We start from the raw sequence: 23,650 nt of genomic DNA on the forward strand, positions 1-23,650 counted from the left end.
ACATGGGGCGCGGGCGCCTTAGTGCAGGCCTCCGTACTTGTCTTCGCGGATGATGCGCGGCGTGATCTCCCGCGGCTCGATCGACACGGGTTCGTAAACCACCCGGCGCAGCTCTGCGTCGTAGCGCATCTCAACATGACCAGACAGCGGAAAGTCTTTGCGGAAGGGATGGCCAATGAAGCCGTAGTCGGTCAGGATACGGCGCAGGTCGTTGTGGCCGTCGAACACAATGCCGAACAGATCAAACGCTTCGCGCTCGTACCAGTTGGCGGAGTTCCACAGGTCGGAGACCGAGGCCACCACCGGAAAATCATCATCGGCGCAGAACACCTTGACCCGCACACGCTGATTCAGACTGACGGACAACAGGTGCGAGACCACGCAATAGCGGGGGCCTTCACGCACGGCATCGGCATATGCCGAATAGTCCACGCCACACAAATCGATCAGTTGCTCAAAGCGGCAACCTTCAGCGTCACGCAACACGCGCATGGATTCGAGGTAATCAGCCGCATCAACGACCAAGGTGACCTCCTCCAACGCCACCGTGATCTGACGCACCATCACCCCCAGGGCGGCGGCAATATTGTCTTTGAGTTTTTCAGGCCGAATGGCAACAGCGGTCATCATCAACCCTTCAGACACGAGCAATGGTGTTGGTACGGCGAATCTTCTGCTGCAGCTGGATGATCCCGTAGATCAAAGCCTCCGCCGTGGGCGGGCAACCTGGCACGTAGACATCCACCGGAACAATGCGATCGCAACCACGCACCACGGAGTAGCTGTAGTGGTAGTAGCCGCCGCCGTTGGCACACGAGCCCATCGACAACACCCAACGCGGCTCGGACATCTGGTCGTACACCTTGCGCAACGCAGGCGCCATCTTGTTGCACAGCGTGCCGGCCACAATCATGAGGTCAGACTGGCGCGGGCTCGCGCGGAACACCTCCGCCCCAAAACGACCGATGTCGTAACGCGCCGCCGCAGCATGCATCATTTCGACGGCACAGCAAGCCAAGCCGAATGTCATCGGCCACAGAGAGCCGGTCTTGGCCCAATTCACCACCGAGTCGTAACTCGTGGTGATGAAGCCTTCCTTCATCACGCCTTCAATCATTGCATCATCCTTGTTGAGGCTCGCTCATTCCCAATCCAGGGCACCCTTTTTCCACTCGTAGGCAAAACCCACAACCAGAATGGCCAGGAAAATAACGACCGCCACGAAACCAGCGATCCCCACCTCATGCAGCGTCACCGCCCATGGGAAGAGGAATGCAATTTCGAGATCGAACAGAATGAAGAGAATGGCCACAAGGTAGTAGCGCACATCAAACTTCATGCGCGCATCCTCGAAGGCTTCAAAGCCACATTCGTAGGGAGAGTTCTTCGCGGCATCCGGGCGGTTGGGGCCCAGTATGTAGCCGAGTACAAGGGGGACAACGCCTACGGCGATGCCGACCAAGATGAACAAAAGGACGGGGAGGTACTGATCGAGGTTCATCTTGAGGATGTGCTCACCGCTGTGGCCTTGCCCGTCAGGACCCGAGCCGGGTCATGCAGGCAGGCCTTTGTTTTGGTGCCGTCGGCGAGACTCGAACTCGCACAGCTTTCGCCACTACCCCCTCAAGATAGCGTGTCTACCAATTTCACCACGACGGCTGATTTTTGCATCTGGATGGCATGAGGAACCTTGCGGTTTTGGCTTTCCAGACAATCCAGAATTCTACTCCGGAAAAACCCTGCTTCGGCTTACGGAGCCCAATTTAGTGCAGATTATTTGGTGGGGATCTGCGCTGCACCCGAGGCGGGCACGGCAGGAGCCACAGCAGCATCCGAAGCCGACAACGAAGGCGCACCTGCAGGCACTGCAGCAGCGGGATTTTCCAGCACGCTACCCGAACTGGCAGGACGCGCATTGCCGAAATAGGCCAGTGCCAGCGTTGCCACAAAAAACACCGCAGCCAGCACCGCCGTAGTGCGCGACAAGAAGTTGGCGCTACCGCTGGCACCAAACAGGCTTCCGGAACTGCCACTGCCAAACGCTGCGCCCATATCGGCGCCCTTGCCATGCTGGATCAGGATCAGGCCAATCATCCCCAAGGCCGTCAGCATCTGCACAGCCAACACCACATTCACGATCACGTTCATTCTCTGTTCACTCCTGATTGAATAGTTTGAAGGGCAGCCTCAACGGGCGGCCGCAATGATTTGAAGGAAATCGGGCGCTTTCAGCGAGGCACCGCCAACAAGGCCGCCATCGATATCCGGCTGGGAAAGCAACTGGGCGGCATTGGCCGCATTCATGCTGCCGCCGTACAGCAGGCGGATTCGATCTGCATGCTCGCTGGCCGCAGACAGCTGTGCCCGCAGCACTGCATGCACTGCCTGCGCCTGCTCAGGCGACGCCGTGCGGCCCGTGCCAATGGCCCAGACCGGTTCGTAAGCCACCACCACTTCGCTGATGCAGTGACCATTGAGGTGGATCACAGCCGCCAATTGACGCTTGACCACAACCTCGGTCTGCCCAGCTTCGCGCTCCTGAAGGGTCTCGCCCACGCAGACGATAGGCGTGATACCTGCCGCCAGTGCGCGTTGCGCTTTCTCGGCAACCACCACATCGGTTTCACCATGGTATTGGCGGCGCTCTGAATGCCCCACCAGCGCGTACCGCACACCAAAGTCTTTCAACATGGCGGCCGACACCTCTCCGGTGTAGGCACCTGCTTCGTGCTGCGATACATCCTGGGCAGCCACAGCCACCAAAGACCCCAACGCAGCAGCCTGCACCTGCGCCAGATAGGGTGCCGGCACCGCAACGGCCACGTCACAAACCGCGTCAGCCAGCCCCGCCAAGATGCCTTTCAGCAAAGCATCGTTGGCAGCCAGACTGCCGTTCATCTTCCAGTTACCTGCGATGAGTTTTCTCTTGTTTTTCATGATTACCACGTCAAAACAATCTTGCCAATGTGCTGATTTGACTCCATCAGCGCGTGGGCCTTAGCAGCCTCCGCCGCCGCAAATGTGCCGTGAATGACGGGCCGCACACGCCCCGCCACCAGCAGAGGCCACACATGCTCGCGCAATGCACGCGCAATCGCCCCCTTGAATGCCACAGAACGCGGACGCAAGGTGGAGCCAGTAATGGTCAGCCGGCGGCGCAGCACCAAACCCGCATTGAAGTCGCTCTTGATGCCACCCTGCACCGCAATGATGACAATGCGGCCGTCCTCAGCCAGGCACTGCACCTCGCGCGCCACGTAGTCACCTGCCACCATGTCCAGTACCACATCCACGCCTTTGCCCTGCGTGATGCGATTGGCTTCTGCCACAAAATCCTGCGTCTTGTAGTTGATGGCCTCGTGGGCCCCCAGCTGCAGGCATGCCGCACACTTCTCGTCGCTACCTGCAGTTGCAATGACCGTTGCGCCAAAGGCCCGCGCCAATTGAACAGCCGTCACACCAATACCACTGGTACCGCCTTGCACCAGCAGGCTTTCACCCGCCTGCAGATGCCCCCGATCGAACACATTGCTCCACACGGTGAAGAACGTCTCGGGCAGTGATGCAGCCTCAACATCGCTAAAGCCATCAGGCACCGGCAGGCACTGCACCACAGGCGCCACGCACCATTGGGCATAACCACCACCCGCCACCAGCGCACAGACGCGGTCACCCACCCGTATACCCGCCTCGGCCATGGCTGCAGCATCCCCCGACTCCACCACTCCCGCGACTTCCAGCCCCGGCAGGTCAGACGTGCCGGACGGAGGGGCATAGTGCCCCATCCGCTGAAGCACATCGGGGCGGTTGATACCGCTGGCAGCGACACGGATCAGCAGCTCACCGACACCCGGCTGCGGCACGGGGCGTTCACCCAGGCGCAAGACCTCGGGCCCGCCAAAGGAAGTGATCTCGACAGCACGCATATTGCGATTCATGGGACGGTCAATTTTTGAGTGATTTTGGCTGCCAGCGCTTTATTTAAAAGCGCAAGCAGCTACAAAATCAATAGCAAAAATCCGATCAGCCGACGATCTGCCCTGAACCGCCGTCCGAAGGCAAGGACTGTTGCTGTTGATCCGCGGGCTGACGCCCCCCGTCACGACCGTGGTCGCGGCGTGGTTCGCGGTCGCCGCGTTCTGCTGGAGCAGGACGGTCGCTGCCGCCGGCAGGACGATCGGCCAGCACCTTCATCGACAGCTTGACGCGGCCCTTCTCGTCGGTTTCCATGACCTTGACCTTCACGATCTGGCCTTCGGTCAGGTAGTCACCCACGCGCTCAACGCGCTCGTGGGCAATCTGGCTGATGTGCAGCAGACCATCCTTGCCGGGCAGCAGATTGATCAGTGCGCCGAAGTCCAGGATCTTGGTCACAGGGCCTTCGTAGATCTTGCCAATTTCGACTTCCGCCGTGATCTGCTCGATGCGCTTCTTGGCCTCGTCGGCCTTGGCTGCGTCAGTGGCGGCGATGGTGATGGTGCCGTCTTCCTCGATGTTGATCTGGCAGCCGGTTTCTTCGGTCAGCGCACGGATCACCGCGCCGCCCTTGCCGATCACGTCACGGATCTTCTCGGGGTTGATCTTCATCGTGTAAAGCTTGGGCGCAAAGTTCGACACCTCGGTCTTGGCTTCACCCATGGCCTCTTGCATCTTGCCCAGGATGTGCATGCGCGCTTCCTTGGCCTGGGCCAGGGCGACCTGCATGATTTCCTTGGTGATGCCCTGGATCTTGATGTCCATCTGCAGCGCGGTAATACCGGCCGTGGTGCCCGCCACCTTGAAGTCCATGTCACCCAGATGATCTTCATCACCCAGAATGTCGGTCAACACGGCAAAACGGTTGGCATCCTTGATCAGGCCCATGGCGATACCCGCCACATGCGCCTTCATCGGAACGCCCGCGTCCATCAGCGACAGGCAGCCACCGCAGACCGAGGCCATCGACGACGAGCCGTTGGATTCGGTGATTTCGGACACCACGCGCATGGTGTAGGGGAATTCTTCCTTCGTCGGCAACACGGCAATCAGAGCGCGCTTGGCCAGACGGCCGTGGCCGATTTCGCGGCGCTTGGTCGAACCCATGCGACCCACTTCACCGGTGGCAAAGGGAGGCATGTTGTAGTGCATCATGAAGCGGTCTTCATACTCGCCAGCCAGCGCATCAATGCGCTGAGCGTCGCGCTCGGTGCCCAGCGTGGTCACCACCAGCGCCTGGGTTTCGCCACGCGTGAAGAGCGACGAGCCATGGGCGCGGGGCAGTACGCTGCCACGGATTTCGATAGGGCGCACGGTGCGCGTGTCGCGGCCATCGATCCGGGGCTCGCCGGCCAGGATCTGGCTGCGCACGATGCCAGCTTCGATATCGAACAGCATGCCTTCAACCTTGACAGCGTCGAACTCGACACCCTCAGCCTTCAAGGCTGCCATCACGGCCGCATAAGCTTCGCGGCAAGCCTGCGTGCGGGCTTGCTTGTTGCGGATCTGGTAGGCAGCGCGCAGCTTGTCGTCAGCCAGGGCCACCACTTTGGCGATCAGGGTTTCGTCCTTGGCAGGGGCTTCCCACTGCCATACGGGCTTGCCAGCATCGCGCACCAGTTCGTGGATGGCGTTGATGGCCACATTGCCTTGCTCGTGGCCAAACACCACGGCGCCGAGCATGATTTCTTCGGACAGTTGCTGTGCTTCGGATTCCACCATCAGCACGGCGGCCTCGGTACCCGCCACCACCAGATCCATCTGCGAGTTCTTGCGCGCAGTCTGACCAGGGTTGAGCACGTATTCGCCGTTGATGTAGCCCACGCGTGCGGCGCCGATGGGGCCGTTGAACGGGATGCCGGAGATGGCCAGGGCTGCACTGGTAGCGATGAGGGCTGCGATGTCAGCGTCCACTTCGGGGTTCAACGACACCGTGTGGATGACCACATGCACTTCGTTGAAGAAACCTTCGGGGAACAGCGGGCGGATCGGACGGTCGATCAGACGGCTGGTCAGGGTTTCGTGCTCGCTGGGCTTGGCTTCGCGCTTGAAGAAGCTGCCAGGGATCTTGCCTGCAGCGTAGGTCTTCTCGATGTAGTCCACCGTCAGGGGGAAGAAGTCCTGTCCTGGCTTGGCACCCTTGGATGCCACCACGGTGGCCAGCACCACGGTGTCATCAATGTTCACCAGCACAGCGCCGGAGGCTTGGCGGGCGATCTCACCCGTTTCCATGATGACGGTCTTGTCACCCCACTGGAAGGTCTTGGTGACTTTGTTGAAAATGCTCATGTTCAGCTCCTGTTTTAATAGCTGGTAGCGCTCTACCAGATTGGCTTGGAGAGCAATTCAGAACACGATGCCATTCCAGGGAACCTGCACACCAACCCATGGCGGCAACTTCATTGGAATGACACAGCTTCGCTCTGTTTTGCGACTCCGAAGTAAAAAACGCCTGAGCTAGCGGACTAACCCAGGCGTTTTCGCATGCGATTGCAATTACTTGCGCAGACCCAGCTTGGCGATCAGCGCGGTGTAACGGTCAGCGTCCTTGGCCTTCAGGTAGTCCAGCAGCTTGCGACGACGGCTCACCATGCGCAGCAGGCCACGGCGACCATGGTGGTCCTTGGCATGCGTCTTGAAGTGGGGGGTCAGTTCGTTGATGCGGGCGGTCAGCAGGGCCACCTGCACTTCTGGGCTACCAGTGTCATTGGCAGCACGGGCGTTCGCCTTGACGACTTCGGCCTTGATAGAGGATGCGATCATTATTTTTCCTTGATAAGGCCCGCAAAGGAAGCTGGGCCGTGGTTTTTACTTGCGCCAGCGGCTGGAACGGCTGCAGGCGTGCGTCTTGCACCATGCAAAACCAGCTGAGTATAACCCAGCCGCATTTTCACCTTGCCAAGCGCCACCCGATCCGGAAACACTACACACATTCATTTTCGACCGAAAACCGCATGACGCAATCCGAGCGCACTCCCCACCACACCACTCCTCACCCCCTGCATCAGAGTCGGCTTGCCTTGCTGGCTGCAGGTATCTCGCTAGCACTACTCACAGGTGTCGGCCCAGCGCAGGCAAAAGGTCGCACAGACGACAAAACCCATGCAGCCAAAACCTCTCCCACGAAAAAAAGCGTGAGCAAGGTCACCTACCAACGCAGCACCTCTGAAGAGACAGCGGCCGAACGCGACCGTCGTATGTTCCGGGAATGCCGAGGACTGCACAACGCTGGGGCCTGCAGGGGATACACACGAAAGTGACAGGCTGAAGCCAACCTCTCGTCGGCGTGTAGGTGCCACCCGTCACCTGACCTGACTTCCACGCACCTTATCCTCGTAGGATGACGATATGCAAGTACTGCCCCCCTCTTTTCCACCGCAAATGCAGACACGCTCTCGGCCAAGTCGTGGATTCACGGTGATCGAGTTGATGATTGTTGTAGCCATTGTGGCCGTCCTGGCAGCTTTGGCTGGGCCAAGCTTTAGAGACTTGATGGACGGCTTCAGGGTCAGGGCTGCGACCGAAGAGATAACAAACAGTATTTATTTGGCCCGCTCAGAAGCAATCAAGCGGGGAGGGCTTATCTCTGTGAGAAAAAATTGCGCCACCGGCACCGTCCAACAATGGGAATGTGGATGGATTGTTTTTACGGATGCAAATAATGATGGAATTCTGAATGGAACAGATGCAGTCCTGCAGACGTTTCCAAGTTTGCCCAATGTCAACGTTAACCACCTTTTCAATGGTGCATTTTACAAAGTGGATCGCTGGGGACAGATCAACGGACTTGGGGCTGCCAGTTTCAGCGTCACACCCCAGCCGCTGGGCGTAGCGTCGAGGCATGCAACAGCTCTGTGCATTACTTCAGGTGGCCGCATTAAAGCAACGAAAGGAGCAACCACATGTCCGTGAAATATAATCCACAACGCGGTGTTAGCCTGATTGAATCGCTTGTTGCTATTGTCGTTACAGCGTTAGGCATTTTGGGAATTTTGGGTGTACAACTTCGTACACTCGCGGACACACAGACAGGAGTACGGCGTGCGCAAGCCATTCGACTGATTGAAGACCTGAGCGAGCACACCAAGGTGAACCCCAATGCCCTAGGAAATTTCAACAGCTATTTAATGAACTGGGGTGCAACACCTACAGCACCTGTTGATTGCAAAACTGCACCCTGCAACTCTCAACAGCTGGCCCTCTATGACGTCTCTCGCTGGCGTCAGGCTGTTATCAATGCACTTCCCAATTCGGACGTCAATGTCTTTATTGTTCCAGATGAGACCGTTGCAAACAACAATCGACAATTGGGGGTTATGGTTAGCTGGCGAGAAAATGAGAAAGATACGGGAACAGCCGCTGTTTTCCAAATTACGAACACAGAAACAGGCAATGTTTCCTGCCCGGCAAACAGCATCTGCCATCTTCAATACATTCAACTGACAGCCCGTTGCGCGCCCTACACAATGGGAGGCCCGACCTTGCCACAGACTTTTTGCCCTGGAGTCTGAACAATGAAAAATAACCATCTCCCAAGGTTCGGAAATCCAACCACTCAACATGGCGCCACACTGGTGGAGTTATTGGTTGGAATTACCATTGGCCTTATGACGATTGCCGTTGCTGCCGGTGCACTGATGATTTCGCGCGGGGTATCTGGCACTGTGACTGATGCCAGCCAAATTCAACAACAAGCCTCTTATATATTTCGCATTATTGGACAGCAACTGCGACAAGCAGGGTCGATGCGACTGGATCTAGCCGCCAATAAGGGACCTGCTGATCCCATTGACGCAGCAGATGTTGTTGCCTTCACTCCAGATATATCACTTCACTCACTGACAGCATCTACGCCGCCAATATCTGGAAAAGACTCACCAACAGCGTCTGAATACAAACTCTCTGTGGCTTATCAGAACTATGCAGAACCGAGCTTCACATCTGCATCCAGCGTGTCATTTTTCCGCGACTGCCTCGCCAACGCGCCAAATTTACCAGTAGCCCCGCTCGAACAAAACATCATTCAAAGCCAGTTCGTGGTGGAAGGCGAGGAGTTTCGCTGCAACGGAACAGGAGTGGGATCACAAGCGCTGGCCCGCAATATCGCAGACTTCCAAGTCAACTACCTTCGGCAAACAGATAGCAGCACAGGCACTCCGAAAATTCAGACCGTGAATGCAACCACGATTGGAACTGCCTGGAATACTGTTTATGGAGCAGATGTATGCATCGTACTTTATGGCGATGAGCCCATCGATATGCCCGCCGGCAGCTCCTACACTGGCTGTGATGGCACTGCCGTCAATATGAGCAGCACCGGCACACTTCCGGCCAATCGAAAAAATCGCCTTCACATGACCTTTCGCACCACATACCAGTTGCGAAGCCAAGGGCTGACGGGCTGATTACGGACGATGATCATCATGCAAAGCATGTCAAAAAAATCCCCTCAAATACAACGTGGCATTTCTCTATTCGTAGTAATAGTTATTGTCATGCTATCCGCTTTACTCGCAATGTGGGGATCCAGAACCTCTCTGTTTAATGAAATGATCGTTGGGAACGACGCCGACTATCAACGAGCTTTTGAAGCAGCGCAAGCGCTCATCCAAGATGCGGAATTCGATATCCGTGGTGAGCGGCCAGATGGGACCGCCTGCGTCCCGGCCGCAGGTAAACCCGAGGTATGCAGAGTGCCTGACGCGGTAGTAAATAAAGTATGGATACCCACTGAAGACAAGGAAATTGGGGACATCTTAAGCGAACTGGATGGTGCAACTACAAAATGCATCAAGGGAATATGCCTGAAACGTACAGGCAATCAGGATTTCTGGAATGACAAGGCCACATTGACTGCACTAATGGTGGATGGTGTTGGGGCGCGCTATGGCCAATTTACTGGCGCCGAGGCAGGCAGCAAAAGCAATCCAATCCTGAAATTAAATCAGCCAGGAGATGATGCCACCAAAGGCGGCTGGTACTGGATTGAAATTCTTCCCTACGATAACAATGCAGGGAATACTGGCCTTATCACCAATGGCTCCAACAGCCTTGCACTAAACCTCCTTCCAAGCATCGCATATCGCATCACTGCCGTAGCTCGTGGGCTTAAGCCGAGCACGCAGGTTGTACTGCAGTCAACTTTTGTTCGTCAGAAGATGAAGAACTGACAGGAGAATTTTATGAAAAAATCGCCATTATTCAAAAAAACGGCCATCAGCGCTCTGATTGCTGCAGTCTGCACCCCTCAAGTAACGCTAGCTGACCCCCTGGATTTTTCAACACTTCCCCCGGGTTTGGTATCCATACCCCCGACACCGAATGTCATTCTGTCAGTGGATGATTCCGGGAGTATGAGCGAACAAGTAGGAGGCGGGGATACCAAGACCAAGATGTTCCGCTTGAAAGAAGCTCTCGCAACTGTATTCAATGACAAACTGCTGCTGCCCGATGGGAAGATTCGCTTGGCATGGCAGGTGATGCACAACAATGGTGGATCTCCTGGGGCAGGCAATCTGACTGCAGGTGCTGTCAACTCCATGAAAGTTCTTGACGACGCCCATCGGACCAATTTTTTGAGCTTTGCAAGCAGCCTTTCACCAAATAGCGGAACCCCATCTCACCGGATGATGAAGCAAGCCTACACCTATATGAAAGTGGGTAAGAGCTTGAATAGTCCTTGGGCCTATACACCTGGGACAAAGGAAGAACCTTACTTGGGTTGCCGCCGCTCATACCACATTTTCATGACCGATGGCGGTTGGAATGGTTATGCCGCCAGCGAACTGCCTGGAGAGGCAGACAATGTGAATTACACACTCCCTGACGGACAAATTTACGATACAGCATCTGATCAAACCAACGTCTATCGGGGTGCACAAGGTGATTTGTTAGCAGATTGGGCCATGAGAATGTGGCGAGAAGATTTGCAGACAGGGATTGACGACTTGATCAAGCCCAGTACAACTGATGGAGTTCCCTCTACAGAAACTTTTGGCTCAACCACACTACAACGGTACTGGAATCCGAAGCACAATCCAGCCAAATGGCAGCACATTGTGAACTATACCATCGGATATGGCACTGGTGCTTATTCGTGGCCAAGCGCACCCAAATGGTCGATGGCAGATGATGACAACTACGGTGCGGGCGGAGATTACTCAAAGCTCGTCGCAGGCACAACGAGCTGGGTACCCACAGTACTCCAAAATCTGAATGCCAACAACCCTGCCGAACTTTGGCATATTGCAATTAATAGTCGCGGAAAATTCTATCCTACCGGTCCTGGCCGTAAATATGACTTAAAAGAAGCATTCAAAAAGATTCTTGAAAATATTAATCTTGAAAATACGGCCGATGTAGCCAGTATGGCAGGCAGTTCTAGCACCAACATCCGAACTGATCTTCAGCGATTTACTGCAGGCTATGACCCCAAGAAGTGGTCAGGGTATGTAAGAGCCGATAAAATTGACACGTCAGGCAATACATCGCCTGATCCAGGATGGGGAGTTGTGAGCGGCAGCACTCACAAAACTACAGCCAACAAGCTGGATCTTCGGGATATTTCAACCCGGGTGATTTTGACCACAAATGACGATACCAATCAAGGCGTATCTTTTGAATGGGAAGCTGGAACGACAAAATTGAGTGCAACTCAGAAGGCACTTCTTGACGGTGGCAGTCTTGGGGAAAAACGTACCAACTTCATAAGGGGTGAAAGAACCTATGAAGAAGGTACTGTCAGCAAACCCTTTCGCGTACGCGACTCACGGCAGGGAGATATTGGAAACTCCAGCATCTGGTACGTCGATAAGCCTGCCAGCAATTATTCGTTCAAAGGTTATAAATCCTTCGTTTCTACGCACAAAAACCGCCTACCGATGGTCTATGTAGGCGGCAACGACGGCATGCTGCACGGTTTTTCTGGAGTGGATGGGGAAGAACAGATTGCATATATCCCTAAAGCAGTCGTTCCAGAACTCGCCAAGTTAAGCGAACCCGGCTACGTTCATCGCTATTACGTAGATGGCTCTCCGTTCACAGGTGATGCAAACCTGGCAGATAGTGCATCGCCACCAGATTGGCGAACCCTTCTAGTTGGCACCTTGGGGGCAGGAGGCAAGGGGTACTTCGTGCTTGATGTTACCCAGCCTGGTGGGAAGTCAGGCACTCCTGCAACGACTTTCGCCACTGTCAATGCCAAAGACTTGGTTGTAATGGATAAAACTTTGCACCCCAGCGCACCATTGACGGCAGGCAGCGACGATGAGGACATTGGTCATATTTTCCATCCTCCCGTCATGGATGACAACAATCCATTCAAAGCCAGCCAAGTCGCAATGATGAACGACAACCGGTGGGCTGTAATTATGGGCAATGGTTATAACAGTAAAAATGAGCGGCCCGTTCTACTGATTCAATATCTGGATGGCCTCAAGGAATTGGTGAAAATTGTTGCTACAGGGAACCAAAAAATCAGCTCTCCAATTAATGGTGCTCTCGACACTAATGTCATTGCCAACGGCCTTTCGGCACCCAAACCAGTGGATATCAACAGCGATGGTAAAGTGGATATCGTTTACGCTGGTGATCTGAAAGGTAATCTCTGGAAGTTCGACCTGACCAGCCCTAATGCCAGCGTCTGGTCGGTCGCAGCATGGGGAAGCACCGATGCCACACCTTGTGCCTGGAAAACTTCTATTTGCAAACCTTTGTTTACCGCAGAGTACTCAGGGAAGCGGCAGCCCATCACTGCACCTCCCACCGTCAAGGCGAATGACCGTGGTGCGGGCGGCATGATGGTGGCCTTTGGTACCGGAGCTAATCTCACTGACAATGATCGGAGCAGTACAGATGTGCAGTCTGTCTATTCCATTCTTGACAATACACACTACAAAATCGATTCTGGCAAGCTTGTCATCAACACAGATATATCCGACGATGGTGTGATTCCTACTGCTGTCAGCGGAACCAGCGATCTGGTCAAGCAAGACATGGTGGATACCACAGGTATTGCGGGTCAAGGAGTGAGTTCTGCTCGGCGCTTCTGGCAAATGACCCAGAATAATGTTAACTACGATGCTACCAAAGGCCCAGTGAAAAAAGGCTGGTACTTCAATTTCCAAGTAACCAGTGAGCGTGTGCTGCGTCCGATGAGTTTTTTCGATGGAAGCAACAACTTGATGGTGTTTTCAGTTACTCCAGCGTACGGCGGCAACGGTTCTACTGACGAAACCTGTGAACCGGCAGGCACGCCAGAGAAAGCCTACCTTACCTTGCTCAATATTATGGATGGCAAGAAGCCAGGCGTGCAAGTTATGGACCGCAATGGGGATGGCTTTTACAACACGACAGATGACGGCGTGTCACGGATGACACTGCCACCTGGAGCTGTCAGCAATGTAGCCGGCAAAAAAACTATTACGATCTCTGGAGGAGACAACAAGCCCGACAAGCTTGCGCGCATGCCTGAGCAACCCGCACGGCCTAGCTGGCGCCAGCTGCAATAATTAGGGCTCAACTAGGGAGCAAAACCATATGTATAAAAAGCACCAAGGCTTCACGCTGATCGAGGTGATGATTGTGGTGGCCATCGTCGGTATCCTCACCGCAATCGCCATCCCCTCGTACAGCGAGTACATCCGGCGTGGGCACCGTGCAGACGCCCGTGCTGGGTTGCTGCAGGCGCAGCAGTGGTTGGAGCGAGCCTCCACCGCCACTGGTAGTTACCCAACCGCGCTGCCAAGCACGCTGACTTGGGCTGGGGATGCCACCAAGCGATACACCATAGCCATTGGGGGCCCTGCTACGACCTCATCGTTCACGTTAACGGCGACGCCTCGGGCAGGCACGCCCCAGGTAGGTGACAAATGCGGCAACTACACATTGACCCACACAGGGGTGCGAGGTGCCAACGGAAAAATTCAAAGCGACGCCGGCTTTGACGCCACCTGCTGGAACAAATAGCCGCTGAGCTAACATCCCGGGCGCAATGACCAATAAAGCGCCCCCCCACATCCACCAAGCGCTTGGGCTCGCCACCCAAGCGCTTTTTGTTTCCAACCCCAACCCTCGTGTTGGCTGCGTGCTTGTCTCTCCAAGCGGCGAAGTGATAGGCCAAGGGTTCACGCAGCATGCGGGTGGGCCACACGCTGAAGTCATGGCCCTGCGCGACGCCAGCGGCAAGGGGTTCGACACGGCAGGCGCCACAGCCTATGTCACGCTGGAGCCCTGTTCCCACCACGGGCGAACCGGCCCCTGCTGCGATGCACTCATCCAAGCGGGTGTTGCCAAAGTGGTTGCTTCGTTAGCGGACCCGAACCCTCTGGTGGGGGGGCGCGGGTTTGACCGGCTGCGTGCGGCAGGGGTGGAGGTCGTGGTCGGCCCGGGGGCTGACGAATCCCGAGAACTCAACATTGGTTTTTTCAGCCGCATGATCCGGGGTACACCCTGGGTGCGGCTGAAAGTAGCAAGCTCGCTGGATGGCACTACGGCCCTGAACAATGGCGCCAGCCAGTGGATCACGTCCCGCGCTGCGCGGGCGGATGGACACGCGTGGAGGGCCAGGGCGTGCGCTATATTGACGGGCATTGGCACAGTGCTGGATGACAACCCCCGACTAGACGTCCGCGAAGTTCCCACGCCACGCCAGCCCCATGTGGTGGTGGTGGACAGCCAGTTGCAGTTGCCGACCGACGCCAATCTGCTGATGAAAGGGCGCGATTGTTATGTCTACACAGCCTCTGACAACGAAACCAAGAAGACAGCTTTGCAAGCCTGTGGTGCTACGGTGGTCCACCTGCCCAACGCGAACGGCAAGGTCGATCTTTCGGCAATGCTCCAGGACCTGGGCCAACGGGGCATCAACGAGCTGCATGTAGAGGCTGGGCACAAGCTCAATGGCTCTCTGGTCCGAGAAGGCCTGGTCGATGAGCTGTTGCTGTACCTGGCACCACGGCTTTTGGGTGCGGGACGGGGAATTGCAGACTTTGGCCCGTTGACGGCCTTGGCCGATGGGCTGGCGCTGGAATTCAAGTCCGTAGAGACCTTGGGCGCGGACTTGCGTGTTGTGGCACGGGTGCAGGGACGCGACAGTTTCTAACTCCCCCACCCCACACTCCCGACAGGCACGGGCTTCGCCATGCGGAAGGTAAAAAATGGGTGGGGCAACGACCGAACAACAGCAGCTGGTGGGCTCTGCGGGCGCAGCCCAGTGGGAAGTGCCTGCAAAACAACGCAAGCCCCCAGCCGCAAGGGGCACTCACCCTCGCAGCACAAAGATGACCCGCCACCACCACCCAGCTCAGCCCACCTCCGCAGAAGACGACAGCCTCGGCAAGGCGGCTGCGTTTTGATACTAAAAAACTCTCACAAAGACACCAGCGCCAAACTCGCTCAAAACTTGGGCTTTGCACAAGCCAGATACCTCGCAACTTTCACTGGATGGCAGTTGCGCGCTCGCGCCGTCGTCATCGCTGCTGGGCGGCGACGACCCTCGCGGCACGGCCCATTGTCACCTCTCCTCCCCAGCCCTTTCCGCACCACACCAAAACAGTGCAAAACAACGCACCATTCTTTGGCGCGATTTTTGCTTCAACTTGGTGCAAATCTGGTAGCTAGGCTCGAAACGCACCAGAACAGATCAACCAATCGCGCGAGGACGTTATGGAAGCACTCAAACAGGGCACTGATGCCCTGTTCATTCTTCTGGGGGCCATCATGGTGCTGGCCATGCATGCAGGGTTTGCCTTTCTGGAACTGGGCACGGTTCGCAAAAAGAACCAGGTGAATGCGCTGGTCAAGATCCTGGTGGACTTTTCGGTGTCCACCGTGGTGTATTTTGTGGTGGGCTACAGCGTGGCCTATGGCACGCATTTCTTTGTGAGCGCGGAATCGCTGGCGCAGCAAAACGGCTATGCACTGGTCAAGTTCTTCTTCCTGCTCACTTTTGCGGCTGCCATTCCGGCGATTGTGTCGGGCGGGATCGCGGAGCGGGCCAAGTTCTGGCCCCAGCTGATGGCCACGGCGGTCATTGTGGGGTTCGTGTATCCGTTCTTTGAAGGCATTGCCTGGAACCAGCACTTTGGGGTGCAGGCCTGGATCAAGGGACTGACGGGCGAAGAGTTCCACGACTTTGCAGGCTCCATCGTCGTGCATGCCATGGGCGGGTGGATCGCCTTGCCGGCCGTGATGCTGCTGGGCTCGCGTTCCAACCGCTACCGTAAAGATGGCGCCATCTCTGCCCACCCGCCTTCCAACATCCCGTTTTTGGCGCTGGGCGCCTGGGTGCTGGTGGTGGGATGGTTCGGCTTCAATGTGATGAGCGCACAAACCGTGGACAAGCTCTCCGGCCTGGTGGCCGTGAACTCGCTGATGGCCATGGTGGGCGGCACGTTGGCGGCGTTGGTGCTGGGCAAGAACGACCCGGGCTTCGTGCACAACGGCCCGCTGGCCGGGCTGGTGGCTGTGTGCGCGGGCTCCGATCTGATGCACCCGCTAGGAGCGCTGGTGGTGGGTGCCGTGGCGGGAGCAATCTTTGTGGTGATGTTCACGCTCACCCAGAACCGCTGGAAGATCGATGACGTGCTCGGCGTGTGGCCGTTGCATGGCCTGTGCGGCACATGGGGCGGGCTGGCAGCAGGCATTTTCGGCAGCAAGGCGCTGGGTGGGCTCGGTGGTGTGAGCTTCTCGGCCCAGTTGATCGGCAGCACCCTGGGCGTGGCCTGGGCGCTGGTAGGTGGCCTGGTGGTGTATGGCATTCTCAAGAGCACGGTGGGCCTGCGGCTCACACAGGAAGAGGAATTTGACGGGGCTGACCTGTCGATCCACAAGATCAGCGCCACGCCAGACCGCGAAGTGAGCTGGTAAGCCCGGCGAGGCGCTGAGAAGGCCACTGCCAACCTGGCAGCCGCTGTGGCGGAGTTGGCGCCGCGTCTGACAAACGCGGCCACCGCCACACGGTCACAATCGCGCCATGCATTTATCGACACCTGCCATTCCAGCGTTTCTGGGCAACACGGCCCGCTACGGCTGGCTGGCGCTTTTGGCCGTCATCGTCGCAGGCGCAACCAGCGGCTGCGCCGGCCTGCCCAAGGACGTGGAGCGGCCAGTGTCGAGCGCCCTGGCCTCCCCCGCAGGGACGCCCCTGGGCCAACTCGTGGAGGAGCGCCGGGCATCGGCAGGCGGCCGCCACCCCTCGGGGTTCCTGCTGCTCAGCGGACCACAGGCAGCCTACAGCAGCCGCCTGGCGCTGGTGGATGCCGCGCAGAAAACGCTGGACCTGCAGTACTACGCCATCCACGCCGACGCCAGCACCGAGCGCCTGCTGCTCAGTGTGGTGGCTGCAGCCCGGCGCGGCGTGCGTGTGCGGGTGCTGCTGGACGATTTTCACAGCGTGGGCCGGGATGCGCAGGTGATGCGCCTGGCCTTTGTACCCAACATCGAGATGCGCATGTTCAACCCGCTCACCGGGGCACGGGGCTCGCCGCTGGGGCGCATGTTCAGCGCGTTGAGCGACTTTTCGCGGGTGCAGCAGCGCATGCACAACAAGCTCTTCATCGCCGACAACGCCATGGGCGTCACCGGGGGGCGCAACCTGGGGGACGCCTATTTCGGCAATGCCGACTCCGGCAATTTTGTGGACCTGGACGTGCTGGCCGCAGGGCCTGTGGTGCAGGATCTCTCCCGCAGTTTCGACAGCTATTGGAACAACGAGCGCGCCTACCCCGTGCAATCGCTGGTCACACGGGAGGAACTGGACATTCTGCGCGAGCGCATGCGCAACTCGGATGCCGTGCAGCGCGAGCGTATCGCAGGCCAGGGTGGCGCCCTGGCACCGGACAGTCAGCCCGTGCAAGACGGCCGGCGCACCACCGCCGCCCAGCGTGCGCGCATCTGGGACTACCAGCCCATGGACCTGGCGCAAGCGCAGTTCACCTGGGCCCCTGCGGCGGTGCTGGTGGACAAGCCTGCCAAGATTCCGCCCGATGGCACCTCCCTGGCCGCGCTGCCTGAAAAGCCCCCGTCCCGGGCCACCCCCCTCGCCGTCGTGTCGCGGGGCGCTGCGCGTGCGCCAGCCAAGGCCCCCACCGAAGCCCTGACCGTGGCGGCCGGTGCCGCTGCCACCCCCGAATCGTCAGCGTCCAATCCCGCCAACGGCATCCCATCGGCCACTGCAGCAGTGTCTACCCCCGACCCTGCAACTCTTGATGCCCAGACCGATACCGTGGTTGATGGACTGCTGCACCTCATGGGACAGGCGCGGCGCGATCTGCTCATCATTTCGCCCTACTTCGTGCCAGGGCCCGACATGAAGCAGGCCTTTGCAGCCGCACGCGCGCGGGGCGTTCGGGTGCGGGTGCTCACCAACTCGCTGGCCTCCAACGATGCACCCATTGCCCACGCAGGCTATGCGCGCCACCGGCCCGATCTGCTGGCCATGGGCGTCGAGCTGTACGAAATGCGCAGCGAGCTCACGGGCGTGCTGCGCGGGGCACTGGGCTCCACGGGCAGCACGGGGGGGCGTGATGGGATCAGCGGTGCGGCCAGTTCTGTCGGCAGCTCACGCGCCATGCTGCACTCCAAGATTCTGATCATGGACGGCCGCCTGCTGGTGGTGGGTTCGATGAACCTGGACATCCGCTCGCAGCGGCAGAACACGGAGATCGCGCTGCTGATCCGCAGCAGCGACCTGTCACGCCGCGCCACCACGCAGATCGAAACGGCATTGCGCGAAGCCGCCTGGCATGTGCAGTTGCGCGATGGCGGCCAACTGGTGTGGCATGCCCCCGAGGGCAGCGGCCTGCCAGATGCCACCACCGAACCCGATGCCAGCGCGCCACTGCGGCTGATGCTGCGACTGCTGGGCCCGCTGGCGCCGGATCACCTGCTCTAGGGATGGCCTGCATAACTCCCAGCGGTCGGTGATAGCGCGGTCTCGGGCGGTCCGCTGCGTTGCTTTTCTTGCCAATAGCACCGCTATTGGCTGCAAAAAGACGCCTTGCGGTCTGTCCCGATCCGCACTACCACCGACTCGCGAGGGTTATGCAGGACATCCCTAGATCAACCCTCGGCTGGCTGCAATGCATCCACCCACGCGGTGATCGCCCGCTGGTCCGTCATCGTGCGCACGTGCTGGTAGGCCACCTCAGCCTCCGGGAAGCGCCTGCGCAGGAGGTTGAGCCATTGTTTGAGCCGCCCCGCCCGCTGGCGCGGTTCCAAGTCGTCACACACCAGTTGCCAGAAGGCCGCCAGGTGCGGCAGCAGGTCGGCCCAGGCCACCGTGTCCGCGCCGGGCAGCCCCGCATCCGACGCGCGGATAGCCCGGGCCAGGCCGGGGTCAGCCACCATGCCGCGCCCGAGCATCAGCGCATCGCAACCCGACACTTCGCGGCAGCGCTGCGCGTCGGCCACCGTCCAGATCTCGCCATTGGCCACCACGGGGATGCCGACCGCCGCGCGGATGGTGGGGATGTGCTCCCAATACGCTGGGGGCCGGTAGCCGTCGGCCTTGGTGCGGGCATGCACCACCAGCTCAGCAGCGCCGCCCGCCTGCATGGCCTGCGCACATTCGCGCATCAGCCCGGTGTCGTTGAAACCCAGGCGCATCTTGGCGGACACGGGCAGGTGCAGAGGCACGGCGCGGCGCACAGCGGCCACCACGGTGGCGATGCGTTCGGGCTCCTGCAGCAGCGCCGCGCCCCCGCCGTGGCGGTTGACAACCTTGGCCGGGCAACCAAAGTTCAGGTCGATCCCCTCGGGCCCCAGCGCCGCCAGACGTGCGGCGTTCTCAGCCATGCAGACGGGATCAGAGCCCAGCAGCTGCGCACGCACCGGCACACCGGCCAGCGTGCGGCTGCCGTTGTGCAACTCCGGCACGTAGCGCAGAAACACCTTGTCCGGCAGCAGCGTGCCGGTGATGCGGATGAACTCCGAGACGCAGCGGTCCACCCCGCCCACGCGGGTCAGCACATCACGCAGCACAAAATCCAGAAGCCCCTCCATGGGGGCAAGCAGCAAGGTCATCGCGAGAAAGGCCACCGGGCCCAGCACCCCAGAACAGAGCGCAGCCCGCACACAGCCAAAATATGAATCAAAAAGGGCCCTATCGCTTGATGGATAAGCGCAAGCAGCTATTAAATTTATAGCAAATACTGCTTTTGCAGCCATGCTACGACCAGTGGCAGCCCGCCATTGTGCGGCAGCGAGGTCATCACAGCGTCATGGCGGCTTGCTGCAATCACCGCCATTCACCCGTGAATGGAGACCCCCATGCTGCTACAAAAAACCGAAAAAGCCCGCCTGGAACTCTTGCCCGGCGTACGCACCCTGAGCCTGCGGGAGCGTTCTCTGCTACTCCTGGTGGATGGCAAACCGCTGTCCGACTTGCAGGCCATGTACAACGGCATCGGCGCGCAGATTGTCGACAACCTCATGCGCCAGGGTTACCTGGCCGGCCCGGCCGAGCTACCGCCACCCTCCGCCGCGCAAACCGCTGCACACAACAAGCCATCCATCCAGCGCCCGGAGCCCGGCGATGCCCTGCGCTCGCTGGCCGGTGCACGCATGTACCTGTTCGACACCTGCGAGCGTCTGTTTGTGCGCCGCGACCCCGTGCTGGCGCAGCAGTTTCGCGAGGCGTTGCGCGCCGCCAAGGACCGCGCGAGCATGCTGGACGTGGGCGAAGCCATGTTTGAAGAAGTAGCGATGACCGCGGGGGCCGAACGTGCTGCCAGCCTGCGCGAAAGGTTCGAGCAGTTGCTGCCTTCTGCGCCTTCGGCCTCCGAGCCGTTTGACTCGACCCAACCCTCAGCACTGGCTTGAGGGGCAGGTTTTTTGAAACATGACTTGCGCAAAGCGGGGGTCAGGCAAGCGGTTCACCGCATGCCGAGGCGGCTGTTGCATCCCGACTTGCGTAGGTCCTGTGAAAATGATGCCGTGATCAGGCCGCAGCCAGCCGCCACAACGAAGTGACCTCCGCCGCACGGGCAGCGTGCAGGGCGTCACCCGCATCGGCCGCCTTGGCATGGTGCGGCTTCACATCGTGCCGGCCACGCACCACCAGCCCCGCATCGGCAATCCATTCGAGCAGTTGCGCGCGTGGGCGCAGGCCCAGGTGTTCGGCCAAGTCCGACAGGATCAGCCAGCCCTCGCCGCCAGGCTCCAGATGGTCGGACAAATCCGCCAGAAAGCCTTTGAGCATGCGGCTGCCTTCGTCGTACACCGCGTGCTCAATGGGCGAACTGGCCCGTGCGGGCACCCACGGGGGGTTGCACACCACCAGGGGCGCGCGGCCGGGCGGAAACAGGTCGGCCTGCAGCAGCTCAACCTGTGGCATGACACCGAGGCGCTGCAGGTTCTCCCGCGCGCAGGCCAGGGCGCGCGGGTCCTGGTCGGTGGCCACCACGCGCTGCACCCCGCGGCGTGCCAGCACGGCAGACAGCACCCCCGTGCCCACACCAATGTCAAAGGCCAAAGACTTGCTAGGCAGTGCCGTGTCGGCCACCAGGCCCACGTATTCGCCGCGCACGGGCGAGAACACGCCGTAGTGCGGGTGGATGCGGTTGAGCGGTGGAGCGCCAAGCGCTGGCACTTCTACACCCTTTTTGCGCCATTCGTGCGCGCCCACCAGGCCCAACAACTCACGCAGCGTGGCCACCGAGCGCTCGCCCGTGGCCGGGCCCCAGGCCTCGGTGCAGGCCTGGCGCCAATTGGGCGCGCGGCGCAGGTCAATGGTGTAGTCGCCTTCGAGCGGGATGAGCACCGACGCCAGCACCCGCGCGCGCTGCGCCTGCGCCTGGCGGTGCAGGTGAAAGGCTTCGGCGGGGGTGGCGGCAGCAGCTTTTTCGGCGGCCTTGGCGGCGGACTTGCGGGGTTTGGCCGATTTGCCCGCCTTGCCTGATTTGGCATCGGCCCGGCGCATCAGCGCCTGCAGCAGCATGCGGGCGTTCTGGAAGTCGCCCTGCCACAACAGACCCGTGCCTTCACAGGCCATGCGGTAGGCCATGTCGGCGGCCAAGGTATCGTCGGCGGTGACAACCCGGCGCGGGGCCGGGGCACCACTCTCGGAGCGCCACTGGGCTTGTTGAATCTGGCCCTGGCGGCTCCATTCGATCATTGAGTGCCTTTGCGTGACTACGCGTTGATGGGGCGCTTCAGGCGCACTTCTTCGATCTTGACGCCCCCCACCACAGCCGTCTTGGCGGTGGAGAGTTCGCGCTTGAAGCCCGCCAGTTCGTGGAACCGGATGGCGCGCTCGTTGCGCAGCGGCACCCACGCCGTAACGTTGGTGCAACCTTCTTCCTGCAGGCCGTCGCGGGCAGCATCCCACAGAGCCAGACCCACGCCTTGGTTCCAGTGGGTAGGTGCAGCGTAGATGGCCCAGATTTCACCAGTGGTGGGGCGGGATTTTTCATCGCGCGAGCGGTCGTAGCCGACAAAACCGACGATCTTCTCGCCGTCCACGGCCACCTGGACCTGGGGCTCGCAATATTCAATGGCCTCGCGCCAGTAAGCCTGGCGCTTTTCGACCGACATGGATTTCAACTGCTCGTCTGGCACCAGCCCTTTGTAGACCTCTTGGGCTGAGACGGTATGGATCTGGGCAATGGCTTTGGCATCGCGAAGCGTGGCGGGACGAACCTGGATACTGGACATGAAAAAACCGAACGAAAACAGGGAAAGAAAAAACGAAAGGACCGGCATTGTCGCCGCAAACGGTTTTTCCCCCTGTCCGGCCCCCTCGCAAACCCTCTGTGGGGCCCTCTCAAATGCCTGTGTACGTAGCATTGCGGCGCCGGTAAAGCGGCTGCCGCTGCGGGCTGCGCCGCAAGCAACACCCAGCAGCGGGCGCCAAGCAGGATCTCAGGCCAGCGCCATGGAGCCCGAGAGCGAAGTCCCCGCCGCACCGGCTGCCGCCGCTGCACGCTGCACCAGCGCGCGCTTGTTGCGGGGGCGCGGCACATGCACGGCAGGAGGCGCGCCGTTGATGGCCGAGAGCCCCAGCACCAGCGTGACGGTGCGCGAACACCCTTCCTCGCGCTCGTCGCTCGCATAGGCACGGTAGCTGCCGTTGCCTTGCCCGTGGCGGCGCTGCACCGTGTGGAAAGCCACGCGCACGCCGCTGACGCGGTGGCCCCCAAAAGGCAGCACGCGCAGCCGCGCATCGCAGTCCAGCGCCAGCCCCAGATTGCCATCGCGGTTGATGAGATCGGTGCGGATGGCACGCCATGTCTGCCCCTCGTCCATCGAAAACTGCCAGGTGCCTGCCTGGGCGTCCAGGTGCTCGATCACCACGCCAGCCGACGCCTGCGTGCCCGGGCAGTTTTCTTCCACGATCTGGGCCAGCGTGTTGCCCCCCAGCCCCGTGCTGCCCTGCGGCGAATCGATGGCCCCCGGTCGTCGTTCGCCGTGGTGGCGGGACACATCGGAAGCGGCTGAACCTGGGTGAAGTGCATTGGCAGTCATGGGAAACCCTTTGAAAAACGAAGGTTGCGCATTGATGGATGGTTGGTACGCACCCCCTCAGGTGCTTTTCAATGCTTGACGGAAAGTCTAGAAAGTGCACAACGGAGCGTCCATCGCACAAATGGACTAGTCCGCAACAGTGTGTTGTGCGCAATACTTGCTCATGACTTACGCAAAACAGAGCTCAGGCAAACGGTTCATCCCAAGGCAA

At 59.3% G+C, this 23,650-nt stretch carries 22 protein-coding genes and 1 tRNA gene; 10 read left to right on the forward strand and 13 right to left on the reverse strand.

Going from position 1 to position 23,650, the window contains the following annotated elements; all coding sequences use genetic code 11:
* Positions 1–18: 18 nt before the first annotated feature.
* The 9 genes from ACODS0_RS00420 to rpsO form a co-directional block, all read right to left on the reverse strand.
* Positions 19–627, reverse strand: a complete 609-nt coding sequence (locus tag ACODS0_RS00420) for an NADH-quinone oxidoreductase subunit C (RefSeq protein WP_488831978.1) — start codon at positions 625–627, stop codon at positions 19–21.
* Positions 628–637: 10 nt separating this feature from the next.
* Positions 638–1,117 (reverse strand): NuoB/complex I 20 kDa subunit family protein, encoded by a 480-nt coding sequence (locus ACODS0_RS00425; RefSeq protein WP_007849129.1) that lies wholly within the window; start codon positions 1,115–1,117, stop codon positions 638–640.
* Between the two features lie 24 nt (positions 1,118–1,141).
* A complete protein-coding gene (locus tag ACODS0_RS00430) occupies positions 1,142–1,501 on the reverse strand; it encodes an NADH-quinone oxidoreductase subunit A (protein ID WP_055393226.1) in 360 nt (119 codons plus the stop codon).
* A 73-nt stretch (positions 1,502–1,574) separates the two neighbouring features.
* Positions 1,575–1,659, reverse strand: a tRNA-Leu gene (locus ACODS0_RS00435).
* Between the two features lie 114 nt (positions 1,660–1,773).
* Positions 1,774–2,148 (reverse strand): preprotein translocase subunit SecG, encoded by a 375-nt coding sequence (gene secG, locus ACODS0_RS00440; RefSeq protein WP_055393223.1) that lies wholly within the window; start codon positions 2,146–2,148, stop codon positions 1,774–1,776.
* 39 nt (positions 2,149–2,187) lie between these two features.
* Positions 2,188–2,937, reverse strand: coding sequence for a triose-phosphate isomerase (gene tpiA / locus ACODS0_RS00445; protein ID WP_055393221.1), 750 nt, complete (start codon positions 2,935–2,937; stop codon positions 2,188–2,190).
* 2 nt (positions 2,938–2,939) lie between these two features.
* On the reverse strand, positions 2,940–3,926 hold the full coding sequence (locus ACODS0_RS00450; RefSeq protein WP_488832642.1) for an NAD(P)H-quinone oxidoreductase: 987 nt from the start codon (positions 3,924–3,926) through the stop codon (positions 2,940–2,942).
* Positions 3,927–4,023: 97 nt separating this feature from the next.
* Complete coding sequence (gene pnp / locus ACODS0_RS00455; protein ID WP_488831980.1) at positions 4,024–6,264, reverse strand: polyribonucleotide nucleotidyltransferase; 2,241 nt, start codon at positions 6,262–6,264, stop codon at positions 4,024–4,026.
* Between the two features lie 207 nt (positions 6,265–6,471).
* Entirely contained in the window at positions 6,472–6,738 is a 267-nt protein-coding gene (rpsO, locus tag ACODS0_RS00460; RefSeq protein WP_005793232.1) for a 30S ribosomal protein S15, read from the reverse strand.
* 585 nt (positions 6,739–7,323) lie between these two features.
* On the opposite strand from rpsO, the gene ACODS0_RS00465 reads away from it, so the two are divergent.
* From ACODS0_RS00465 to ACODS0_RS00505, 9 genes are all read left to right on the forward strand, one after another.
* Positions 7,324–7,887: a GspH/FimT family pseudopilin gene (locus ACODS0_RS00465; RefSeq protein WP_488831982.1), complete on the forward strand. Its 564-nt coding sequence runs from the start codon at positions 7,324–7,326 to the stop codon at positions 7,885–7,887.
* Positions 7,878–8,486, forward strand: a complete 609-nt coding sequence (gene pilV, locus ACODS0_RS00470; protein ID WP_488831984.1) for a type IV pilus modification protein PilV — start codon at positions 7,878–7,880, stop codon at positions 8,484–8,486. Before ACODS0_RS00465 ends, pilV begins: the two co-directional genes overlap by 10 nt.
* Before the next feature lie 3 nt (positions 8,487–8,489).
* Positions 8,490–9,380 carry a PilW family protein gene (locus tag ACODS0_RS00475; RefSeq protein WP_488831985.1) on the forward strand — a complete coding sequence of 297 codons (891 nt, stop codon included), beginning with the start codon at positions 8,490–8,492 and terminating at the stop codon, positions 9,378–9,380.
* A gap of 18 nt (positions 9,381–9,398) precedes the next feature.
* Positions 9,399–10,145, forward strand: a complete 747-nt coding sequence (locus ACODS0_RS00480) for a pilus assembly PilX family protein (RefSeq protein WP_488832644.1) — start codon at positions 9,399–9,401, stop codon at positions 10,143–10,145.
* A 12-nt stretch (positions 10,146–10,157) separates the two neighbouring features.
* On the forward strand, positions 10,158–13,484 hold the full coding sequence (locus ACODS0_RS00485; RefSeq protein WP_488831987.1) for a PilC/PilY family type IV pilus protein: 3,327 nt from the start codon (positions 10,158–10,160) through the stop codon (positions 13,482–13,484).
* Positions 13,485–13,512: 28 nt separating this feature from the next.
* Positions 13,513–13,941 (forward strand): type IV pilin protein, encoded by a 429-nt coding sequence (locus ACODS0_RS00490; RefSeq protein ID WP_488831989.1) that lies wholly within the window; start codon positions 13,513–13,515, stop codon positions 13,939–13,941.
* 25 nt (positions 13,942–13,966) lie between these two features.
* Positions 13,967–15,076, forward strand: coding sequence for a bifunctional diaminohydroxyphosphoribosylaminopyrimidine deaminase/5-amino-6-(5-phosphoribosylamino)uracil reductase RibD (gene ribD / locus ACODS0_RS00495; RefSeq protein ID WP_488831991.1), 1,110 nt, complete (start codon positions 13,967–13,969; stop codon positions 15,074–15,076).
* Between the two features lie 563 nt (positions 15,077–15,639).
* Positions 15,640–16,842: an ammonium transporter gene (locus ACODS0_RS00500; protein ID WP_488831993.1), complete on the forward strand. Its 1,203-nt coding sequence runs from the start codon at positions 15,640–15,642 to the stop codon at positions 16,840–16,842.
* A 106-nt stretch (positions 16,843–16,948) separates the two neighbouring features.
* A complete protein-coding gene (locus ACODS0_RS00505; protein WP_488831994.1) occupies positions 16,949–18,868 on the forward strand; it encodes a phospholipase D family protein in 1,920 nt (639 codons plus the stop codon).
* Between the two features lie 167 nt (positions 18,869–19,035).
* Here the strand turns inward: ACODS0_RS00505 and ACODS0_RS00510 are convergent, their stop codons facing one another.
* Positions 19,036–19,998 (reverse strand): tRNA dihydrouridine synthase, encoded by a 963-nt coding sequence (locus tag ACODS0_RS00510; protein WP_488831997.1) that lies wholly within the window; start codon positions 19,996–19,998, stop codon positions 19,036–19,038.
* Positions 19,999–20,244: 246 nt separating this feature from the next.
* On the opposite strand from ACODS0_RS00510, the gene ACODS0_RS00515 reads away from it, so the two are divergent.
* Positions 20,245–20,796 (forward strand): hypothetical protein, encoded by a 552-nt coding sequence (locus ACODS0_RS00515; RefSeq protein WP_121422805.1) that lies wholly within the window; start codon positions 20,245–20,247, stop codon positions 20,794–20,796.
* Positions 20,797–20,914: 118 nt separating this feature from the next.
* Here the strand turns inward: ACODS0_RS00515 and ACODS0_RS00520 are convergent, their stop codons facing one another.
* The 3 genes from ACODS0_RS00520 to ACODS0_RS00530 form a co-directional block, all read right to left on the reverse strand.
* Entirely contained in the window at positions 20,915–22,090 is a 1,176-nt protein-coding gene (locus ACODS0_RS00520; RefSeq protein WP_488832001.1) for a methyltransferase, read from the reverse strand.
* Positions 22,091–22,107: 17 nt separating this feature from the next.
* Positions 22,108–22,629, reverse strand: coding sequence for a GNAT family N-acetyltransferase (locus tag ACODS0_RS00525; RefSeq protein ID WP_055393295.1), 522 nt, complete (start codon positions 22,627–22,629; stop codon positions 22,108–22,110).
* A 207-nt stretch (positions 22,630–22,836) separates the two neighbouring features.
* On the reverse strand, positions 22,837–23,439 hold the full coding sequence (locus tag ACODS0_RS00530) for a hypothetical protein (protein WP_488832003.1): 603 nt from the start codon (positions 23,437–23,439) through the stop codon (positions 22,837–22,839).
* Positions 23,440–23,650 lie beyond the last annotated feature (211 nt).

It is taken from the genome of Acidovorax sp. FG60 (genome assembly GCF_057808995.1).